The organism is Paraburkholderia sp. GAS206C (genome assembly GCF_050435645.1).
Classification (GTDB): domain Bacteria; phylum Pseudomonadota; class Gammaproteobacteria; order Burkholderiales; family Burkholderiaceae; genus Paraburkholderia; species Paraburkholderia phenazinium_B.
In genome coordinates, this window is record NZ_JBNDKR010000007.1 from 104031 (window position 1) to 123226 (window position 19196).

A 19196-nucleotide genomic window follows, 5' to 3' on the forward strand; every position below is an offset into this window, starting at 1 on the left:
CGGTATCTAAGCTTCTCTGCGCACAGCATCGCTAGCTCATGCGTGTTTGCGACGCGCGTCGAGATCGGCGTGGCGCATGCCTGGCGTATAGGCAAGCGCGACGATCGACAGTGCGAGACCTGCCATGACGTAGTAGGTTGGCGCGAGCGGCGAGCCCGTGGTTTGGGTAAGCCACGTAACGATCAACTGCCCGAAGCCGCCGAACAGCATCACCGCAATGTTGTAGGCGAGCGAGAGCCCGGTCGAACGCACATTGGCGGGGAACAGTTCGGCAATCATGGCGCCAAATGGGCCGTAGTAACCGGACAGCGTGATCGACAGAATCGCTTGCACGAGGACCAGTTTCGCCACGCTCGGCGACCCGGCGAGCCAGGAGAACAGCGGGTAGATCAGGATCAGCGTCAACACCAGCGACCAGATCGATAGCCCTTTGCGGCCAATGCGATCGGACCATGCACCGGTCAGCGGCGAAAGCACCATCAGCAGCAGGTTGCCTACGATCACCGCATAAAACGACTGCGCATAAGGCAGCTTCAGTTGCTTCACTGCGAAGGTCGGCAGATAGCTGATCAGTACGTAGATCGTGACCGTGAGCGCGATCACCGTGCCGAGTCCGCAGACCACTTCGCGACCGTGGCCCGAAAGAACTTCACGCAATGTCGCGCGACGGGCCGTCTGTTGGGCATGCAAAAACGCTTCCGAATCGGCAAGGTGGCGGCGAATATAAAAACCGACCGGCCCGATCACGAGGCCGAGTATGAAGGGCACACGCCAGCCCCACGATTTGAGCGCTTCCGGCGAGAGCCCGTGCGTAATCGATGCGCCGACTACAGCGCCCAGCGCCAGCGCGGCCGCCTGGCTTGCCATCTGCCAGCCGCCGTAAAAACCTCGCTTCGAGAAAGGCGCTGCTTCGATTAGCAGCGCAGTCGAACTGCCGAACTCGCCGCCGGCCGAGAAGCCTTGCAGCAGACGTCCGAGCACGATGATCAAAGGGCCGCCGATGCCGATCGCCGAATAAGGCGGCGCAATCGCCAGCAGCAGGATGCCGAACGTCATCAGCGCGATCACCAGCGACAAGGCCGCCTTGCGTCCCGCACGATCCGCGTAAAGCCCAAGAACGATGCCGCCAATCGGCCGCATGACAAATGCGACGCCGAAACTCGCAGTGGTGAGAAGCAACGACGAGTAATCGCTGCTGGCCGGAAAGAAGAGCTCCGCGATTACCACCGTCATCAAGCCAAAGACCGTGAAGTCGTACCACTCGAGCGCATTGCCGATAACCGCTGCTGCAACTGCTCGTGTGTTGAGGCTCTTTGACGCCGGCATCAGGATCTCCAGCCTTCGAAAAGTGTTGCGCGCTGTGTTGAACGTAAGCCGCCCGGCGAGACGACGCAATGCCGCCATGCGAAATGCATTGCGAGTGTAAAGATGGCTGTAAAGGTTTTCAAGCAGCAAAAAGGCGCCGGCCACTCGGTGTGGCGGACGCCTTGGCACATCTTTGCAAGTATTGCGCCGTCATGCTGCAGCGCAATTTACCGCGACAGGCATGCTGAACGGACCCTACCGGGCCTTACGCTTTCTTGTTGTATGCACTGCACCAACCTTTGGCCGACACCTGCTTGCCGCCGAACATCGGGCAGGCGCCCCACGGATCGGTTGCCTTGCCCTGATAAAAGCTGCAGTTGCCGCAAGCCTGGCCGGCCGCGTACTTCGCATACTTGGCCTTGTCGACCTGAGTCGCGTCGGCTTTGTAGCCGAGCGCCTGGGCGGTGGGATCGGCTTCGGTGACTTTAGGGGCGTCGGCAAAAGCCTGGCGCGACAACGCGAGCGTCGACGCAACGCCAATGCTCGTAATCAGGAACGTACGACGGGATGACTTCATGGGGACTCACTCCATTTTGTATGGGACTAAACGCCGTTCTAACGACAGCGATCCCCAAGCATAACAATGAAGCCCCAACGCGTGACGGTCCAAATGATAGAGATAAGCGATTTCGTAGTTCGACGCCGGCCCGTTGCCGGGCGCGGCGCTCAATCCGCAGTATCAACCTGCAGCGCCGCCTCGATAACTACGCCACTCCTGCCACTTCGCAGACACGCTGCGCAATCGCCAGACACGCCGTCAGCCCAGGTGACTCGATCCCGAACAGATTCACGAGGCCGCGCACGCCATGCGCAGCGGGCCCCTGAATCACGAAGTCCGCAGCGGGTTCACCAGGGCCGGAGAGCTTGGGGCGAATGCCTGCATACGCCGGCTGCAATGCGCCATCGGGCAACGCGGGCCAATAAGCACGAATCGCTGCGTAGAAGGAATCGGCTCGATGCGGATCGACGTCGTAGTTGATCGCATCGACCCATTCGACGTCGGGACCGAAGCGCGCCTGGCCGCCCAGATCGATAGTCAGATGGACACCCAGACCCGCCTCGTTCGGCATCGGATAAATCAGGCGGCTAAACGGCGCGCGTCCCGAGATGCTGAAGTAGTTGCCGCGTGCAAGATACAGCGGCGGCACATGCCGCGCGTCGAGTCCGCGAATCTTGCGTGCGAGCGCATTGGCCTGCAGACCCGCGCTGTTGATCACAGACGCCGCGCTGATCGTGGTGGGTGCGGCACCGCCCACTTTCACGACGAAACGCCCGTTGCTCGACTCGATCGCCTCGACCGGTGCATGAAACGCGCACACAGCGCCATCGCGTTCGGCATCGCCCTGAATCGCCAGCATCAGTTGATGACTGTCGACAATGCCCGTGCGCGGCGAGAACACTGCCTCGACACATTCGAGCGCCGGTTCCAGTGCTTGCGCCTCGGTGCCGCCAATCCGCATCAGGTCGAGCACGCCGTTTTCCTTGCCGCGCGCCATGATGCTTTCGAGTTGCGGAATCTGGTTGCGCGAGGTTGCGACAAGCAGCTTGCCGCACCGCGAATGCGGCACGCCGTGCGCCTCGCAATAGTCGTACAGCATTTCACGACCGCGCACGCACAGCGCCGCTTTCACCGAACCGCGCGGATAGTAGATGCCCGCGTGAATCACTTCGCTATTGCGCGAACTGGTGCCCACGCCGATGGCTTCGGCGCCCTCCAGCACGATCACTTCGCGACCGCGTGCCGCGAGAGCACGCGCGATGGCCAGGCCCACGACGCCGGCCCCGATCACTACACATTCGATCTGATCCATGTCCCTTGACGCGGCCTACCGCACCGCGTGACCCCTCGTCCACCTGATGAAGATGAAGAACGGCCGCGGCTATCTCGTGCCGCCCACCGCTCGCTGTCGAACGCGTCCTGCGCACATGACAAAATTCTACGACGCGGCACAGAAACGAATGCCCGCAGTCACAACGACTGCGGGCATCGGATCGGGTGCCAGATCTTGAGTCTGTATGCCGGACGGCTTCAGTGTACGCCGTCAAGGGTTAATGCGGTCAAATCATGTGGGCATCGTTTCGCTCACCCGGTCCTCAATTCTGGACAGCAGTGCCGATGAGTGAGCCGCTGCTTTGAGCGCTAGCGTGTACGGTGTTGATCTGCGCGCGCGGTACGGTATAGCCGCCCATCGCGAATTGCTGCGGATACGCCGGCGCGTTCGGGTTCATGCTCAGTTCACCGTCGGCGCGCGCTTGCGCCAGCTCCGCCTTGACCTCGGCGCGCGTCTTCGGACCGTTCGCAACCGGGTTCGCGATGTCATCGCCTGCGAAGGCGGGCAAGGCAACAGCAGCGGAAATCAGCAGGGCAGCAAGAGGAGCGAATTTCATGATGGATTCCAGATTCGTCGGGACTGTTCGGGGCGGAAATGAAGCGGCGTCGCTGCATTTTGGATAACCCAGTGTAGGCTCCGACTATCAAAGAATCATTCTGATTGAAACAACTAACAGTTACGCCCAGAAGAACAATCGCGATTTGCCCGGCGTCGCGATGGAGATTGGAGATCGCGCAAATTCTCCGGACGCTCCGGCAATGAAAAACCGCCCGAAGGCGGTCGTCGTGCAACAAGCAAATCCTGCCGCCTAGAAGCCGATCGGTTTGCGCCGGTTGCCGTAATCCAGCCGGATATCTTCTGCGCCGATCCAGTCACGGTCGTCGATGCGCGCCGCACCGAAGCCGTTCAGAATCGCGCGGCGCATTTCACGCGGCGAAGCGTGCTTTAGTGCGTCGAGCGCGGCGTCACCGAGTTCGACCGGGAAACGCAATCCCCAGCCGTGCGCAGAGCGGATTTCGTTATAGATCGACTGGGCAATCCGGCGTGCACCTTCCAGATCCGGCGGCGGAATTTCGTAGACGTTCATCCGGTTGAGAATCGGCTCGGGAATCGAGCGCGCGTCGTTAGCAGTCGCGATCCAGATCACGTGCCCCGCGTTGATCGGAATCTCGGCAAATTCGTCGATAAAGGTTTGCGCCGTATCGTGCTCCAGCAGCGCATACAGCGCACCGAGCGGATCGTATTGCGAATCGCCCGTGGCCTTGTCGATTTCGTCGACGGCAATCACCGGATTCGCGTAGCTCCCATGCACGAGTGCATCGAAAACTTTACCGGGCTTCGCGTTCTTCCATTGCGACGATGCACCCGAAAGAATCCAGCCCGCGGTCAGCGAACTCATCGCGACGTAGTGATACGCGGTGCCCAGCAAGCGCGCGAGCTGCTTCGCAAAATGCGTCTTGCCGATACCGGGGTCGCCAAGCAGCAGAATCGGCATCAGTTCGAGCCGGTCCTCGGTTTCGAGGCACAACGCAACCTGTTTGCGCACATCGTCGAGCGGCTCGCTGAAGTTCGGCAGCGCTTCGACCAGATCGTCGATGGACGGCATCCGGTTCGGCTTCACGCAAAAGCGTAAATTGCCGGTCTTCAGCATTTTTTCGTAAGTGGAGCGCAGCGCATCGTTCGCGCCTTCGCCAAGATCGTTCAACGCGGTTTCGACCCGATCGAGGTCGTAGACCTTGCTGAACGACGCCACTGCGATTTCCTGTTTGACCATTGCTGTTGTCATAGATCACCCCGTCGTACTGGTCTTGCGGCTGCGGCGCCGGCCCGGCGCCGTTTCAAGTCCAGTGTATCGAGGCAATATTCATGCGCAAGCCAGCAGCCGTGCGGGTCTGCTGCTAACACCGGTCTGGCGGTCGGGCCGCGAGCCAGACGCCAGGCGGGTTGCGGCGAAACCGGCATTGGCTCGAACGGGACCGCCCCCATCTGAAATGGACTATTGCTGAACCCGGCCCGCGCAGCGGTGTCAGAAAGAGGTTGCGACCATCAGGCGTAAGATGGGCGCCTGTCTCATCACGCTGGACGCCACACCCCGGAGAGCCGTCAAACATGTGGAAAACCAGTCTCGTCGCCGTACTGTGCGGCACGTCGTTACTCGCTCAGGCCCAGCAACCTGCAGCTCAGCAGGTCGTGCACTGGCAATTGCAGGTGATGCGCGACGGCCAGCAGATCGACTCGTTCGAGGCCGATACAACCGTGGGTCAGGCACGCACGGACACGCATCATCAGGTGGTGCAGCACAATGTCGGCTGCAAGGATGCGCCTGGCGGCAGTATCGATCTGTCGCGCACGCTGACCGTCTCGCCGATCCAGGCCGATGCCAATCAGGTCACGCTCGCAATCGACGCGCAGGAAACGCTCGAGGACGACAGCGCGCCGAAAACCGACACCGGTTGCAAGTTGCCGCCGCAGCCGCGTCAGGTAGCGGCCAATCATCCGGGGCTGCAGGTGCCGGCCGGTCAATGGGCCACATGGCAAATCGTCGACAAGAATCCAACCCTTGTATATCGAGTCCGTGCCAGCCTCGCCAATCACCCTTGATATCAACGAAAACCGTGGACCACGCGGCATGCGAAACCCCGAAGAACTCATCCGCGAGAGCGCCCAGCCTAAGGATTTCATCGCAGTAAGCTGGAACCTGCACAAGGGCCGCACGCCGCTTGGCTTTCAGGCCTGGCAGGCGATGCAGCGCTGGGTGCAGTCGACCCACGCCGACGCCTATTTCCTGCAGGAAGCGATGGCGCGGCGCATGCCGGCGCCGGTGTTGTCGGGCGGCTTTGGCGCGCCGTTGCGCGATCCGCTCGACGACATCTGGCATTGTCAGGCTACCGAAATCGCACGCTCGCTGGAGTTGCAGATCGCGCTCGGGCCGAACGTATTCAAGCCGTCGTGGCGGCATGGCAATGCAATTCTCTCGCCGCACCCGCTCGATCTCGGCGGACGCTGGGACATCTCCGCACATCGCTTTGAGAAGCGCGGCCTGCTGGTGGCGCGCGCCACTTTCGCGGGTCATTCGGTGACGTTGCTGTGCGCGCATCTGGCGCTCACGCGCGCGGCGCGGCTGAGGCAGATGCACTGGATCGCGCACTGGATTGCAAAAGAGGCGCCAGAAGGGCCGCTAGTTTTGGCTGGGGACTTCAACGACTGGCGCAACGACTCGGTGCCGCTCTTCGGCGAACATGGCATGCATGAAGTGGCAACGTTGCTTGGCGAATCCGGCCGGACCTTCCCGGCGTTTTCACCAGCGCTCGCGCTGGACAAGATGTTCGTGCGAGGCATGAAACCGGTCGAATGGATCCAGCCCACCCAGGAGACCGCGTGGCTGTCCGATCATTTGCCGTATATGGCGCGTTTGCGGGTGGAATGAGCGCGGCGCTCGCCGCACGGCGGGTACGATGAGCGCGGCACTGAAGGCGCCGAAACCGCTGCAGCCAGCTCGGTAACCAGGCCAGTTGCGTCGGTACAAGCCAGTGCCCGAGCCACCTCGCCGATCCTCCTAGACCCGCTGCGGCGTCCAGTTCACCGTCGCCGTCATCTCCTCGTCCGGCATCAACACGCAGCCACCCACGTGCTCACGCGGGTCGGTGGCGTTAAAGCAATCGGTGGTGTTCGTAACCGGTTCGACGCACAGCAGCGCCTCGGCAGCCGGCGCGAATACCACCAGATGATCGAACGGCGCTTGTGCCGTCAACGTCAGCCGGCGACCCTCGTCGGGCCAGGCAATCGTCGCGCTGCGCGACCAGCCGGCAAAGTTGTTGTCGAGATCGAACGCACCGGCTGACATGCCTTCGCGCATCGCGTCGACCGCCGGATGCGGGCCAAGATGTGTCGGCAGCACCTCGCCGTCGGCGTGCCACATCCCTTGAACCTGCGCGTATACGCGGGTTTCCGCGGTGCGCGGGTAATACGGGTGATGCCCCATGCCAAACGGCATCGGCTGCCCAGCCAGATTCCGCGCGGATAAGGTCACGCGCAACGTATCCCCCGCCAGTTCGATCCGTTGCATCGCGCAATAGCGAAACGGCCAGTCACCCTGCGCATGCGGATCAGGCTCATGTTCAAAGTGCAGCTCCACCGAATTCGCCGTCACCGTGCCGACCTGCCACGGCCGACGCCATGCGTGCCCATGCAGCGCGTGGGCGAAACGGTTGCCATCGCCCGCCAGATCGACCGTTCGGCCTTCGAAGACGAAGCGCGCATCGCGGATACGGTTGCAATACGGCAGCAGCGGGAAACTTGCCATACGCAGCGGATCGCGTTCGGCGAGCGCAGCGTCGGTCGCGGGCCGCATCCAGTGGACCGGTCCGGCTGCTGCGACCTCGTAGTACGCCGCAATCGCACCGCCTACATGCGGCGCGACCAGCACGCGCATCGCGCCGCTCGCCAGAGCGATCAGGTTGGGATCGTCCAGCGAGAACGCGTCTGCCGCAGATGGCCGGATCGGATTCAGGGAAACATCGCGCATGGTGAAAATAATCAAGGCCTCGGGCAGAATGCGACCCACGTCCGCTCACGGGGCCCGCGCGACCGAGAATCGCACGCTACGCGCCTCAGGTCAATATTATTAGTAATATTCTATTCACACGGAAGGCAATAAGACGCCTTCCCAGACTTCCCAAATGACGGGTTTTTGCGCGTTGCCGCCCACATATTATTAGTGGTACCGTCATCACGATCATGCCCGAGGGCATTCCTGCTTTAGCCGCCGTTGCCGGACGGCCCGCACAATGAAAAAATCGACTCAACGCCGTCCCACGATGACCGACATCGCCAAACTCACTGGCGTGTCGCAGTCGACGGTTTCGCTCGTCCTGAACAACGCGACCGGCGCGAAATTCTCCGAGACCACCCGCAACAAGGTACTGAAGGCGGCCCACGATCTCGGCTACCGGCTCTCGCCGCGCGAACCGGTTTTTGCCTCCAAGGACGAACGCAACCTGATCGTCTATCTCGCCGATGAAATCTCGACGAGTCCGCATCCGGTCGTCAATATCGACGGCGCCCGCGACGCGGCCTACGCGAGCGGCAAGATGCTGGCGGTCTACTCGACTCACGGGAACGCGGACGTCGAGCAGCAGGTGCTCGAAACCACGCTGTCGAACCCACAACTGTTCGGCGTGATCTATGCAACGGTCTACACGCGCAAGGTGACGCTGCCCGCCGCGCTCTCGCGCGTGCCGACCGTGCTGCTCAACTGCTACACGAGCGAGGGCGGCCAGTCGTCGGTGGTGCCAGCGGAAGTCGCGGGCGGCCATATCGCCACCGAGTACCTGCTGAATGCCGGCCACCGGCGCATCGCCTACATCAACGGCGAACCCTGGCAGGACGCGTCGAAAGACCGCCAGAAAGGCTATCGCACCGCGCTCGCCACCGCCGACCTGCCGTTCGCCCCTGAACTCGTGCGCGACGGCGACTGGAGTTCGGGTCTCGGCTTCGAACACACGCTCTCGCTGATGCGCGAGACGAATCCGCCGACGGCGATCTTCTGCGCCAACGACCTGACCGCGCTCGGTGCGATCGAGGCCATCAAGCAGCTAGGGCTGCGAGTCCCGGAAGACGTTTCCGTGCTCGGCTACGACGACCAGGAAATTGCCCGCCACACGCACCCACCGCTCTCGACCGTGGTGCTGCCGAACTACGAGCTGGGCCGCTGGGCAGTCGAAACCCTGCTGCAGGAGGAACAGAACCGTGCGGCCGGCGCACCGGTGCGGCACCGCATGGTGAAGCTCGACGGCCCGCTCGTCGAACGCGCCTCAGTGAGGGTAATTACCGAGGCAAAATCACCCATAATTAATATTATTAGTGATTGACCGATAATAATTCCGAGTGGAATAATCGGCACGTCCGGTCACGGGGCGCGCAAGTGCCGATCGGCAGGAGAAGCACAAAAAGCAAATACACACCTACCTCACCAGGTACTGGAGGAAGACATGGCATCGCTCAAACGGCAATCGCGCGGACAACGGGTTCATCAACTGACCGCATCCCCACTGGCTGCATCCCTTGTGGCACTGGCACTCGGCTTTGGCGTCGCGACGGCACACGCCGACGATGCCCTGCCCAAGATCCCCAACAAGACTCCGCTGAAGGTCGGCTTCGCCCAGACCGAAAGCAACAATCCGTGGCGTCTCGCGGAAACCAAGAGCATGAAGGACACCGCCGCCAAGTGCGGCTGGCAGCTGGTCGTCACCGACGCCAACGGCTCGAACGCCAAGCAGGTCTCGGACATCCAGAACATGATCGCGCAGCACGTCGATCTGCTGGTGTTCCCGCCGCGTGAAGAAAAGCCGCTCTCGCCAGTCGTCCTGCAAGCCAAGAAAGCCGGCATTCCGGTGATTCTGGTGGACCGTGACGTCGATCACTCGGTCGCCAAGCCGGGCCAGGACTACATCACATTCATCGGCTCCGACTTTATCAATCAGGGCCAGCGCGCCGCCGACTGGCTGGTGAAGGCCACCAACGGCAAGGCCAAGATCATCGAACTCGAAGGCACAACGGGCGCCTCCGCGGCCAACGATCGCAAGAAGGGCTTCGACGACGTGATCGCCAAGCATCCGGACATGCAGATCATTGCCTCGCAGGACGGCGATTTCTCGCGTGACAAGGGCCGCCAGGTCATGGAAACCTTGCTGCAAGCCCATCCGGACGTGACTGCGGTCTACGCGCATAACGACGAAATGGCACTTGGCGCGATTGCGGCGATCAAGGCCGCTGGCAAGCAGCCAGGCAAGGATATCCAGATCGTGACGATCGACGGCACCAAGGGCGGCATGGATGCCATCGCAGCGGGCGAACTCGGTGCAAGCGTGCAGTCGAGCCCGTTCTTCGGCCCGTTGGCCTGCGACGTCGCGCAGAAATTCGCCAAGGGCGAAAAGATCCCGACCTGGGTCAAGGTCTCGGACCGCTTCTACGACAAGAGCAACGTGCAGCAGAACATGCAGTACGGCTATTGATGCAGGCCCGGGCCGTCTGCACGCCTGATCGGGAGTGTCGTACCTGACAGGCAACGCCGATGGTCCGGCGCACCCAGAGTCCGGCACCGGACAGGGTGTTCCGATCCCAGAGGTGGTCCCCTTTTGGGGTTCACGGAACACCTGAAGGCTCCTAACTCCGAAGGCGGTCACCTTTAGGGCCGGGAGCGCACTGCAGTACGTCCCTCTTACGTCTCCGAGGGGGACGGGAAGGGTTCGGAGCGACGTGCCCGTGCCACGACGGGCTGTCGCTTCGCTTTGTCTTACGGACTACTATGGGAAGGTGGCACGAGCCGCGCCGCCGCCCGCCGTACAGTATCTGCAGCAGGAGAATTGACGTGACGCAATCCGGCAGCCCTACGCCGCCGTCTCCCAGCGCCGGACGTTCGCCGCTGCTGGAGATGCAGGACATCCAGATCAGTTTCGGCGGCGTGCCCGCCTTGCGCAACGCGAATCTGAGCGTCGCCGCAGGTGAAGTGCACGCGCTGATCGGCCAGAACGGCGCCGGTAAATCCACCATGATCAAGATCCTCACCGGCGCCTACCGGCGAGGCGGTGGAACGGTGCGTTTCGAAGGCCGCGAGATCGATTTCCGCACGCCGAAGGAAGCGCGCGAAGCGGGCATCAGCACGATCTATCAGGAGATCAATCTGGTGCCGTTCCGCTCGGTGGCCGAGAACATATTTCTGGGTCGTGAGCCGCGCCGCTTCGGTCTGATCGACTGGCGCGCGGTGCAGCAGCGCGCCGCTGCACTGCTCGAATCGTTCGGTTTGCAGATCGATGTGAAGAAACCCGTGCGCACCTATTCGACCGCCATTCAGCAGATGGTTGCGCTTGCTCGCGCGGTGTCGTCCGACGCGAAGATGGTGATCATGGACGAATCCACCTCGTCGCTCGACGAACGCGAAGTGGAATTGCTGTTCACCGTGGTGCGCAAGCTGCGCGACGATGGCCGTGCGGTGATTTTCGTGTCGCACCGGCTCGATGAGCTCTACGCGTTGTGCGACCGCGTCACGGTGATGCGCGATGGCCAAACCGTCGCACAAAGCACGATGGCCGAGATGGACAAGCTGCAGCTCGTGACGACGATGCTCGGCCGCACGCTGGCCGCCGTCGTTCAGGAAGATGCCACGGCGCGTGAGGCCAACCTCGCGCGCCGCGGCGCACGGGTCATGGCGGCGCACAACCTGAGCGCCCATCCGAAAGTCAGCGACGTCTCGCTCGAAGTGCACGCCGGCGAAGCCGTGGGCCTCGCCGGCCTGCTCGGTTCGGGCCGCACGGAGACGATGCGGCTGATGTTCGGTGCCGATCCGCTCGAGCAAGGCACGCTCTCCCTGGGTGGCGAAACCGTCACGCTGAAGTCGCCGCAGGATGCAATCGCCCGTGGCCTCGCCTACCTCACAGAAGACCGCAAAGGCGACGGCATCGTCCCCGAACTGTCGGTGCGCGACAACCTCACGCTTGTCTGTCTACGCACGCTCGCGAAACACGGCATCGTGGATGTCAAAAAACAGCAGGCGATTGTCGAGCGTTTCATTGCCTCGCTCGGCATCAAGCTACGTTCGCCGGATCAGCCGATCCGCGAGCTGTCCGGCGGCAATCAGCAAAAGGTGTTGCTCGCGCGCTGGCTCGCCGCCGAACCGTCGCTGCTGCTGCTCGACGAGCCGACCCGCGGCATCGACGTCGGCGCCAAGGCGGATGTCGCGAAGATCGTGCGCGAACTGCGCGACGCCGGCCTTGCGGTGCTGCTGTCGGCCTCGGAACTGGAAGAACTGACCGCCGTGGCCGACCGCGCCGTCGTGATCCGCGACGGTCGCACGGTCGCCGAACTGAACGGCGCGCAGATGAGCGAAAGCAGCATCATGGACGCCATTGCCTGGGGCAGCGACGGCTCGTCGCAACTCGTCGAAGCCGCCCACTCTGCCCACATTGAAGACGCGCTGGAGGGCGACCGTCATGGCGCTTAAGTCGCTGAAGTCGTTAGGTCAGGAAACCTCGCCGGCCCTGCTCGCCACCACGGACGGCGCCGCGCAGGAACGCGCGAAGAAACGCCACCGTCTGACCATCCAGCGCGAAGTCATCGTGCTGCTGGCCATGCTGGTCTTCAACCTGCTGTTCACACAGCACTTCTGGTCGCTGCAGACGTTCAACGTCAACCTGACCCAGGTGGTGACGATCGTGATCGTCGGCATCGGCATGACGCTGGTGGTGGCCACAGGCGGCATCGACCTCTCGGTGGGCGCGTCGATGGCGATTTCCGGTGCGCTCGCGCCGATGCTGTTCATGAATATCCCGGGGCCCGGCGGCATTGCGCTAGCGTTTGTGCTGCCGGTTATCGCCGCAGCGGCCTGCGGGGTGTTCAACGGGCTGCTGGTGACGAGGCTCTCTGTCCAGCCGATTGTCGCCACGCTGGTGCTGTTCATTGCCGGGCGCGGCATCGCCCAGGTGGTGACCGACGGCAGCCTGCAGGCGTTCGACAACCCCGCGTTCCAATGGATCGCGCTTGGCAAGGTGGGCGGCGTGCCGTTCCAGGTGCTGCTGATGTTCGCGCTGGTCGCGCTGTTTGTCTGGGTCGTGCGCAAAACGTTGTTCGGCCAGTACCTGCTCATCACCGGCGGCAACGAAAAGGCTGCGTACCTGTGCGGCATACCGACTTCGCGCGTCAAGCTGATCGCCTACACGATATGCGCTGCGCTGGCAGGTCTGGCGGGACTGATTTCGATCTCGGTGAATTCGTCCTCGGATGCGAACGTGGTCGGCCTGGGCATTGAGCTCGATGCCATCGCCGCCGTCGCGGTCGGCGGTACCGCATTGACGGGCGGCAAGGCGTATATCGGCGGCACGCTGATCGGCGCGCTGATCATCCAGTTGCTGCGCTACACCCTGCTCGCGCATGGCATTCCCGACGCAGCGGCGCTGGTCGTCAAGGCGGCCATCATCATTGCGGCCGTGTACGTGCAACGGCGCTCGCGCTGAAAGCCACTCCCACCATGCCGACCCCGCTGCGCGCGCTCACAAAGACTTCGGACTCGACGCGATGAAAAAGAATCTCCCCATCCTGCTCGCGCTCGTCGCACTCGTGGTGCTCGGGCTCGTGCGCTACGAACACTTCGGCTCGGCGTACAACATCAATTCGTTCTGGCGCTACAACTCGATGTTTGCGCTGATTTCGGTCGGCATGGCGTTCGTCATCATCACGGGCGGCATCGACCTCTCGGTGGGCACCGTGGCGGCGATGTCCAGCATCGTGGCCGCGCTCATCAGCCCCTATGGCGGCTGGGTCGCCGTGCTCGCCGGTTCTGTGGCGGGGCTGATCGTGGGTGTGGTGAACGGCATCATCATCACGCGTCTGAAGATCCTGCCGTTTATCACGACGCTCGCCACCAGTCTTGGCGCACACGGCGTCGCGCTGCTGCTCGGCAAGAACGACGCCGTGTCGATTGCCGCCGATTCGAATTTTGGCAATTTCGGCCAGGGCGACCTGTTCGGCATGCCGATTCCCGGTATTGTCGCGCTCGTCGCGGCGGTGGCCGGGTGGCTCGCGCTGCGCAGCACGCGCTTCGGGCGGCATTCGCTCGCCATCGGCGGTAGCGAGGAAGCTGCACGCCTGATGGGGCTGAACGTGGACCGCACACTGGTGACGGCTTATGCGGTGAGCGGCTTGCTGGCGGGTATGGCGGGCGTGATACTCGCGGCGCAGTTCGGCGCCGGGCAGCCGAATGAAGGAGTCGGCTGGGAGCTGTTCGCGATCTCCGCCGTAGTGCTGGGCGGCACGCTGCTGACCGGCGGCGAAGGCTCGATTGCGATGACGATTGCCGGTGTGCTGCTGCTCGGGCTGGTGTTCAACCTGCTCAACTTCGAAAACGGGCTCGGCTTCATCAGCCTCTCGGCGTACTGGCAATCTGTGATTCGTGGCGTGTTCCTGCTGCTGGTGATCGTCATGCAGGCTCGTGTGCTGAAGCAGCGCGGTCGCAAACGCGCAGCTGTAACGGCTTGAACAAGGCTCGGACGGCGGCGGATGCCCCGCCGTCCGCCACGCCCGCGCCCAGGCATGACTTCCCTCGCTTTAGCGTCGATTCCACGCCCTTTCCATTGATTTCCCTCACCTTTTGCCAGTTTCGGCAGCAGGGTCAATGCTGCACTGCGCGACGGGTTTCTGTATCATCCCAAAAATTGTTGTCAGGACGCGCGCCTGCCGGCCCGCGATCCGGTCACCGGACGGCGATCGCCCCACGCGAGTTTCGCCCCTCGCCGTACCGCTGCTGAACCCCGGCTGTATCCCCGCCGACGTGCTTCGCCGCGTGCCGTTACGACGCCGGAGCCGCAAGTCCGGCAACCGCTAGAGCCACCGTGCCGCCACCCGCGGACTGCGAGCGCGGTAAAATAGCGGATTGCGCATTATTTTTTCCTTAAGCAATCGGTCAACCACAGGGTTAGCGCAGCATCGCCCTTGCCGTGCCGGCCGGTTATTCGTCTGGCCGTTTTTGTTTTCGCACTATCCAAGAAGCCATGAGCAACCTGAATCAACAAACCGTCCTGAGCGTCCATCACTGGACCGATACGCTGTTCAGTTTCACCTGCACGCGCGACCCGTCGTTCCGTTTCGAAAACGGCCAGTTCACGATGGTCGGCCTCGAAGTCGACGGCAAGCCGCTGATCCGCGCCTACAGTCTCGCGAGCGCGAACTACGAAGAGCACCTCGAATTCCTGAGCATCAAGGTTCAGGACGGCCCGCTCACGTCGCGCCTGCAGCATCTGAAGGTGGGCGACCAGGTCCTGATCGGCAAGAAGCCGGTCGGCACGCTGATGGCGGATAACCTGCTGCCGGGCAAGACGCTGTGGCTGCTGTCCACGGGTACGGGCCTCGCGCCGTTCATGTCGATCATCAAAGATCCGGACATCTACGACCGCTACGAGCGCGTCGTGCTCACGCACACCTGCCGTTTCGTCGACGAACTGGCGTACAAGGAATACATCACGGATCACCTGCCGGCGCACGAGCACCTCGGCGAACTGGTACAGGAAAAGCTGCTGTATTACCCCACCGTCACGCGTGAGGCGTTCCAGAACCGCGGCCGGATCACAGAACTGATCGAAACCGAAAAGCTGTTCGCCGACCTCGGCGTGCCCGGCTTCTCGCTGGAAAACGACCGTGTCATGCTGTGCGGCAGCCCGCACATGCTGCGCGACACGCGCAAGCTGCTCGACGACGCGGGCTTCCAGGAAGGCAGCAACAACGCGCCGGGCCACTACGTCGTGGAAAAGGCGTTCGTGGGCTAAGCACTGCGGCCAGAGCTGCCGTAAGCCACCCCGCTCACCGCAACTAGGTTGAGCCTCAAGAAACCGGAGCCTTCGCGCTCCGGTTTTTGCTTTTTGGCGCTAGCGGATCCGGATACTTTTCACGTCTTCCTGGCGCCCGACGCCCCTCGCAGTGACTGCCAAAATCTCACATACCAGGTAGAACTCTGCCAACCGCGGCCGGTTACAAATCCTACAGCGGCCTTCACCTGGCGTGTCAGCCTTTTTCCTACGTGCAAAATGCATATCGACATGTCAAGCGCGTTAAAGTCCTGGGGCAAAAAACCCACGCTAGCCCTTGTTCTATCTACTCCTTTTCTTTTTTTTTGAGATATGATCGCGGCGCATCATGGGTTGCTGTAGCGCCCACCAGGGTTACATCCGATATGTAACCGAATGTAAATTTCGTTACGCTACACTGTCGCGAATTGTCTGTCGCGGCCACGCGTTGCGGGCACATCACAAGGCCAGAGATTCGCATGCGTTCCCTCGTCTTCGCGCCGTCGATGCGCACCCGGTTTGCTGTGCCAGAGGCATCCTGAGCGGGAGAGTCATGGATACGTCGACTGTCGTACCGATCACTGCGCATGTCCCGCCTTTGATGGCCCGCGAGGAAAGCAGCGCCGAGCGTGAGATCGCGAGTCTGCGCGCCCGCGTGCGCGAACTGTCCGCTGAACTGATCCACGCCCAGGAAGCCGCTTGCCAACGCGTGGCGCGCGAACTGCACGACAGCGTCGGCGCTGAACTGACCGCGACGCGTTTTGCGCTCGCCGGCATCGAAACCTGGCTGCCTGCCGATGCGCCGCCGCAGTGCGTCGCCGCGCTCAAGGTAGCCGGCCGCTCGCTCGATACGGTCTGCGAGGCCGCTCATCAGGCAGTTGCTGAGCTTCATGCGCCCGCGCTCGACGCGGGCATCGTCAATGCACTTTCGCAATGGGCCGGCGACTTCGCCGTGCGGACCCAGCTGCGCACCAGCTTCGTCTGCGCTGCCGACGTGCGGCTCACGCGCTTGCCGGCGGACGCCGCGCTGGCGATTTTCCGGGTCGCCCAGGAAGCCTTGAACAATATTGCCAAGCACGCGCGGGCCAGCGCTGCGGACGTCCGCATCGAAGCCAGCCGTCGCCATCTGACGCTCGTCGTCAGCGACGACGGCGTCGGCCTCGCGCCGCGCGCCCGTACGCGCCAGGGCCATTTCGGCCTCGCCGGCATGCGCGCCCGTTGCGCGGCGTTCGACGGCAGCGTGCAGATCAGCGCCCGCCGCAGCGAGCGCGCCACGCAAGCGCGCGGCACCACGGTGCGCGCGCGTTTCGCATGGAATGCCATGCTCGCCGACGCGGCGTGCATCGAACGCCGTGCGGCCCGCGCCGCCGCGCTTTCTTCGTGAGCGCGCCAACATGAGCCTGCGTATCCTGCTCGTGGACGACCATGCCGTCGTCCGTCAAGGCGTGCGTCAACTATTAATGGACCGCGGCGTCGCGAGCGATGTGGCTGAGGCCGAAACCGGCGCCGAGGCCCTCATCGCCGCGGCAAAGCATGTGTACGACGTGATCCTGCTCGACATCTCGCTGCCGGACATGAATGGCGTCGAAGTGCTCAAGCGCATCAAACGCAAGGCGCCCCGCGCGGCGGTACTGATGTTTTCGATGTATCGCGAGGACCAGTATGCGGTCCGCGCGCTGAAGGCTGGAGCGGCCGGGTATCTGTCGAAGACGGTCGACGCCGCGCAGATGATCGGCGCAATCCAGCAGGTGGCGGCCGGCCGCAAGTATGTCAGCCCGGCGATGGCCGAGGCGCTCGCCGACTACGTTTCGTTCGACGGCGAGCAGTTGCCGCACGAAAAGCTTTCCGACCGCGAATACCAGACGCTGTGCATGCTCGCCTCGGGCAAGCGGCTGACGGACATTGCGAACACACTGTCGCTGTCGGTCAAGACGGTGAGCGTGTACCGCACGCGCCTGCTCGAGAAGATGAAGCTGCGCAACAACGCCGAACTCACCTTCTATGTGATGAGCAACCGGCTCGTCGATCTCAATCCGGCCATGGCCGGATAAAGCGGCATAAGAGCACCGCAAAGGACATAAGACACGCTTGAGGTACGGCGCAAGGCCGTGCCTGCCATCCCGAAAATGCATCGGGGTGCGCATCCGCTAAAATCGCGGGTTTCCCGACATTCGGCGCGCAAGACGCGTGCACTACCGGAGAACCCACGCCAATGTCCCTGTTTCGCAAGAAAAGCGTCGAGCACATGCTCGTCGCCAGCAGCAAAAGCGGCGGCCTGAAGAAAACCCTCGGCGCACTTGACCTCACTTTCCTCGGTGTCGGCGCGATCATCGGCACCGGCATTTTCGTGCTGACCGGCACCGGCGCCGTGCAGGCCGGCCCGGCCCTGATGCTGTCGTTCATCATCGCGGCCATCGCCTGCGGCTTCGCGGCGCTCGCCTATGCCGAGTTCGCGTCCACCATTCCGGTCGCCGGTTCGATCTATACCTATTCGTACGCCACGCTCGGCGAACTGGCCGCGTGGATCATCGGCTGGGACCTGATGCTCGAATACGGGCTGGCCACCTCGGCGGTGTCCGTGGGCTGGTCGGGTTATCTGCAGTCGCTGCTGTCGGGCTTCGGCATTGCGCTGCCGGTTGCACTGTCGGCCGCGCCGGGCGCGCTGCCCGGTCACGCGACCTTCTTCAATCTGCCCGCCTTTCTGGTGATGATGGCTATCACCGCGCTGCTGTCGGTCGGCATCCGCGAATCCGCGCGCATCAACAACATCATGGTGGCGATCAAGGTAACCGTGGTCTTGCTGGTGATCGGCGTCGGCGTGTTCCATGTCACGCCCGCCAACTGGCATCCGTTCATGCCGAACGGCTGGAACGGCGTGTTCGGTGCGGCGGCGGTCATGTTCTTTGCGTTTATCGGCTTCGACTCGGTGTCGTCGGCGGCTGAAGAAGTGAAGAATCCGAAACGCGACCTGCCGGTGGGCATCATCGCCTCGCTCGGCGTGTGTGCCGTGCTGTACGTCGCGGTCGCAGCGGTCGTCACGGGCATCATGCCGTCGGCGCAGTTCGCCAATATCTCGCACCCGGTGTCATATGCCTTGCAGGTGGCCGGTGAAAAATGGGTGGCCGGCTTTATCGATCTGGGCGCCGTGCTCGGCATGCTGACCGTGATTCTGGTGATGGCCTACGGCCAGACCCGCGTGATCTTCGCGATGTCGCGCGACGGGCTTCTGCCGGCCAGGCTGTCGCGCCTGCATCCGCGTTTTGCGACGCCGTTCTTCACCACTTGGCTCGTCGGCATTTTCTTCGGCTTGATCGGCGCTCTGGTGCCGCTCAACGTGCTTGCGGAACTGATCAATATCGGCACGCTGGCGGCGTTTTCGATGGTGTCGATCGCCGTGCTGGTCCTGCGCAAGACGCATCCACAACTGCCGCGTGCGTTCCGTTGCCCGGGTGTGCCGGTGGTGCCGATCCTTGCGGTGGCGTCGTGCCTGTTCCTGATGGTGAACCTGAAATTCGTCACCTGGGTCGCCTTCGTGATCTGGCTGTTGATCGGCATGACGATCTATTTCGGTTACTCACGCCGGCACTCGAAGCTCGCGCACGGGACGCAAGACCACTAGCCTCTCTCCCCCCGCAGCAGCGAACGCAAGCCTCTGGCGTTCACCCTTCTG

Annotated in this window: 17 protein-coding genes; 11 read left to right on the plus strand and 6 right to left on the minus strand. The window is 62.8% G+C overall.

Features of this window, described 5'->3' with window-relative positions; all coding sequences use genetic code 11:
* Positions 1–36: 36 nt before the first annotated feature.
* The 5 genes from P3T20_RS20175 to P3T20_RS20195 all read right to left on the minus strand — a co-directional run bounded on the left by P3T20_RS20175 (position 37) and on the right by P3T20_RS20195 (position 4983).
* Positions 37–1326, minus strand: a complete 1290-nt coding sequence (locus P3T20_RS20175; RefSeq protein WP_074265905.1) for an MFS transporter — start codon at positions 1324–1326, stop codon at positions 37–39.
* Between the two features lie 244 nt (positions 1327–1570).
* Complete coding sequence (locus tag P3T20_RS20180; protein WP_074263106.1) at positions 1571–1882, minus strand: high-potential iron-sulfur protein; 312 nt, start codon at positions 1880–1882, stop codon at positions 1571–1573.
* Positions 1883–2069: 187 nt separating this feature from the next.
* Positions 2070–3176 carry an NAD(P)/FAD-dependent oxidoreductase gene (locus P3T20_RS20185; protein ID WP_074263105.1) on the minus strand — a complete coding sequence of 369 codons (1107 nt, stop codon included), beginning with the start codon at positions 3174–3176 and terminating at the stop codon, positions 2070–2072.
* 283 nt (positions 3177–3459) lie between these two features.
* Complete coding sequence (locus P3T20_RS20190; RefSeq protein WP_074263104.1) at positions 3460–3753, minus strand: DUF4148 domain-containing protein; 294 nt, start codon at positions 3751–3753, stop codon at positions 3460–3462.
* 252 nt (positions 3754–4005) lie between these two features.
* The gene (locus tag P3T20_RS20195) at positions 4006–4983 is read right to left on the minus strand and encodes an AAA family ATPase (RefSeq protein WP_074263103.1); all 978 of its coding nucleotides are present in this window, start codon (positions 4981–4983) and stop codon (positions 4006–4008) included.
* Positions 4984–5306: 323 nt separating this feature from the next.
* Here P3T20_RS20195 and P3T20_RS20200 point away from each other — a divergent pair, with 323 nt between their 5' ends.
* Complete coding sequence (locus P3T20_RS20200) at positions 5307–5798, plus strand: hypothetical protein (protein WP_074263102.1); 492 nt, start codon at positions 5307–5309, stop codon at positions 5796–5798.
* Positions 5799–5826: 28 nt separating this feature from the next.
* Complete coding sequence (locus tag P3T20_RS20205) at positions 5827–6624, plus strand: endonuclease/exonuclease/phosphatase family protein (RefSeq protein ID WP_074263101.1); 798 nt, start codon at positions 5827–5829, stop codon at positions 6622–6624.
* 129 nt (positions 6625–6753) lie between these two features.
* On the opposite strand, the gene P3T20_RS20210 is transcribed toward P3T20_RS20205, so the two are convergent.
* Positions 6754–7722 (minus strand): aldose 1-epimerase, encoded by a 969-nt coding sequence (locus tag P3T20_RS20210; RefSeq protein WP_074265904.1) that lies wholly within the window; start codon positions 7720–7722, stop codon positions 6754–6756.
* A gap of 292 nt (positions 7723–8014) precedes the next feature.
* Here P3T20_RS20210 and P3T20_RS20215 point away from each other — a divergent pair, with 292 nt between their 5' ends.
* The 9 genes from P3T20_RS20215 (at position 8015) to P3T20_RS20255 (ending at position 19145) form a co-directional block, all read left to right on the plus strand.
* Positions 8015–9067: a LacI family DNA-binding transcriptional regulator gene (locus P3T20_RS20215; RefSeq protein ID WP_074263100.1), complete on the plus strand. Its 1053-nt coding sequence runs from the start codon at positions 8015–8017 to the stop codon at positions 9065–9067.
* A 120-nt stretch (positions 9068–9187) separates the two neighbouring features.
* Positions 9188–10210 (plus strand): ABC transporter substrate-binding protein, encoded by a 1023-nt coding sequence (locus tag P3T20_RS20220; protein WP_074263099.1) that lies wholly within the window; start codon positions 9188–9190, stop codon positions 10208–10210.
* Between the two features lie 356 nt (positions 10211–10566).
* Complete coding sequence (locus P3T20_RS20225) at positions 10567–12195, plus strand: sugar ABC transporter ATP-binding protein (RefSeq protein ID WP_074263098.1); 1629 nt, start codon at positions 10567–10569, stop codon at positions 12193–12195.
* 37 nt (positions 12196–12232) lie between these two features.
* The gene (locus P3T20_RS20230) at positions 12233–13204 is read left to right on the plus strand and encodes an ABC transporter permease (RefSeq protein ID WP_429287812.1); all 972 of its coding nucleotides are present in this window, start codon (positions 12233–12235) and stop codon (positions 13202–13204) included.
* A 61-nt stretch (positions 13205–13265) separates the two neighbouring features.
* On the plus strand, positions 13266–14225 hold the full coding sequence (locus tag P3T20_RS20235) for an ABC transporter permease (protein ID WP_074263096.1): 960 nt from the start codon (positions 13266–13268) through the stop codon (positions 14223–14225).
* Positions 14226–14737: 512 nt separating this feature from the next.
* Entirely contained in the window at positions 14738–15508 is a 771-nt protein-coding gene (locus tag P3T20_RS20240; RefSeq protein WP_074263095.1) for a ferredoxin--NADP reductase, read from the plus strand.
* Positions 15509–16079: 571 nt separating this feature from the next.
* Positions 16080–16910 carry a sensor histidine kinase gene (locus tag P3T20_RS20245; protein WP_074263094.1) on the plus strand — a complete coding sequence of 277 codons (831 nt, stop codon included), beginning with the start codon at positions 16080–16082 and terminating at the stop codon, positions 16908–16910.
* 10 nt (positions 16911–16920) lie between these two features.
* A complete protein-coding gene (gene rqpR, locus P3T20_RS20250; protein WP_074265903.1) occupies positions 16921–17577 on the plus strand; it encodes a response regulator transcription factor RqpR in 657 nt (218 codons plus the stop codon).
* A gap of 161 nt (positions 17578–17738) precedes the next feature.
* Entirely contained in the window at positions 17739–19145 is a 1407-nt protein-coding gene (locus tag P3T20_RS20255) for an amino acid permease (protein WP_074263093.1), read from the plus strand.
* Positions 19146–19196 lie beyond the last annotated feature (51 nt).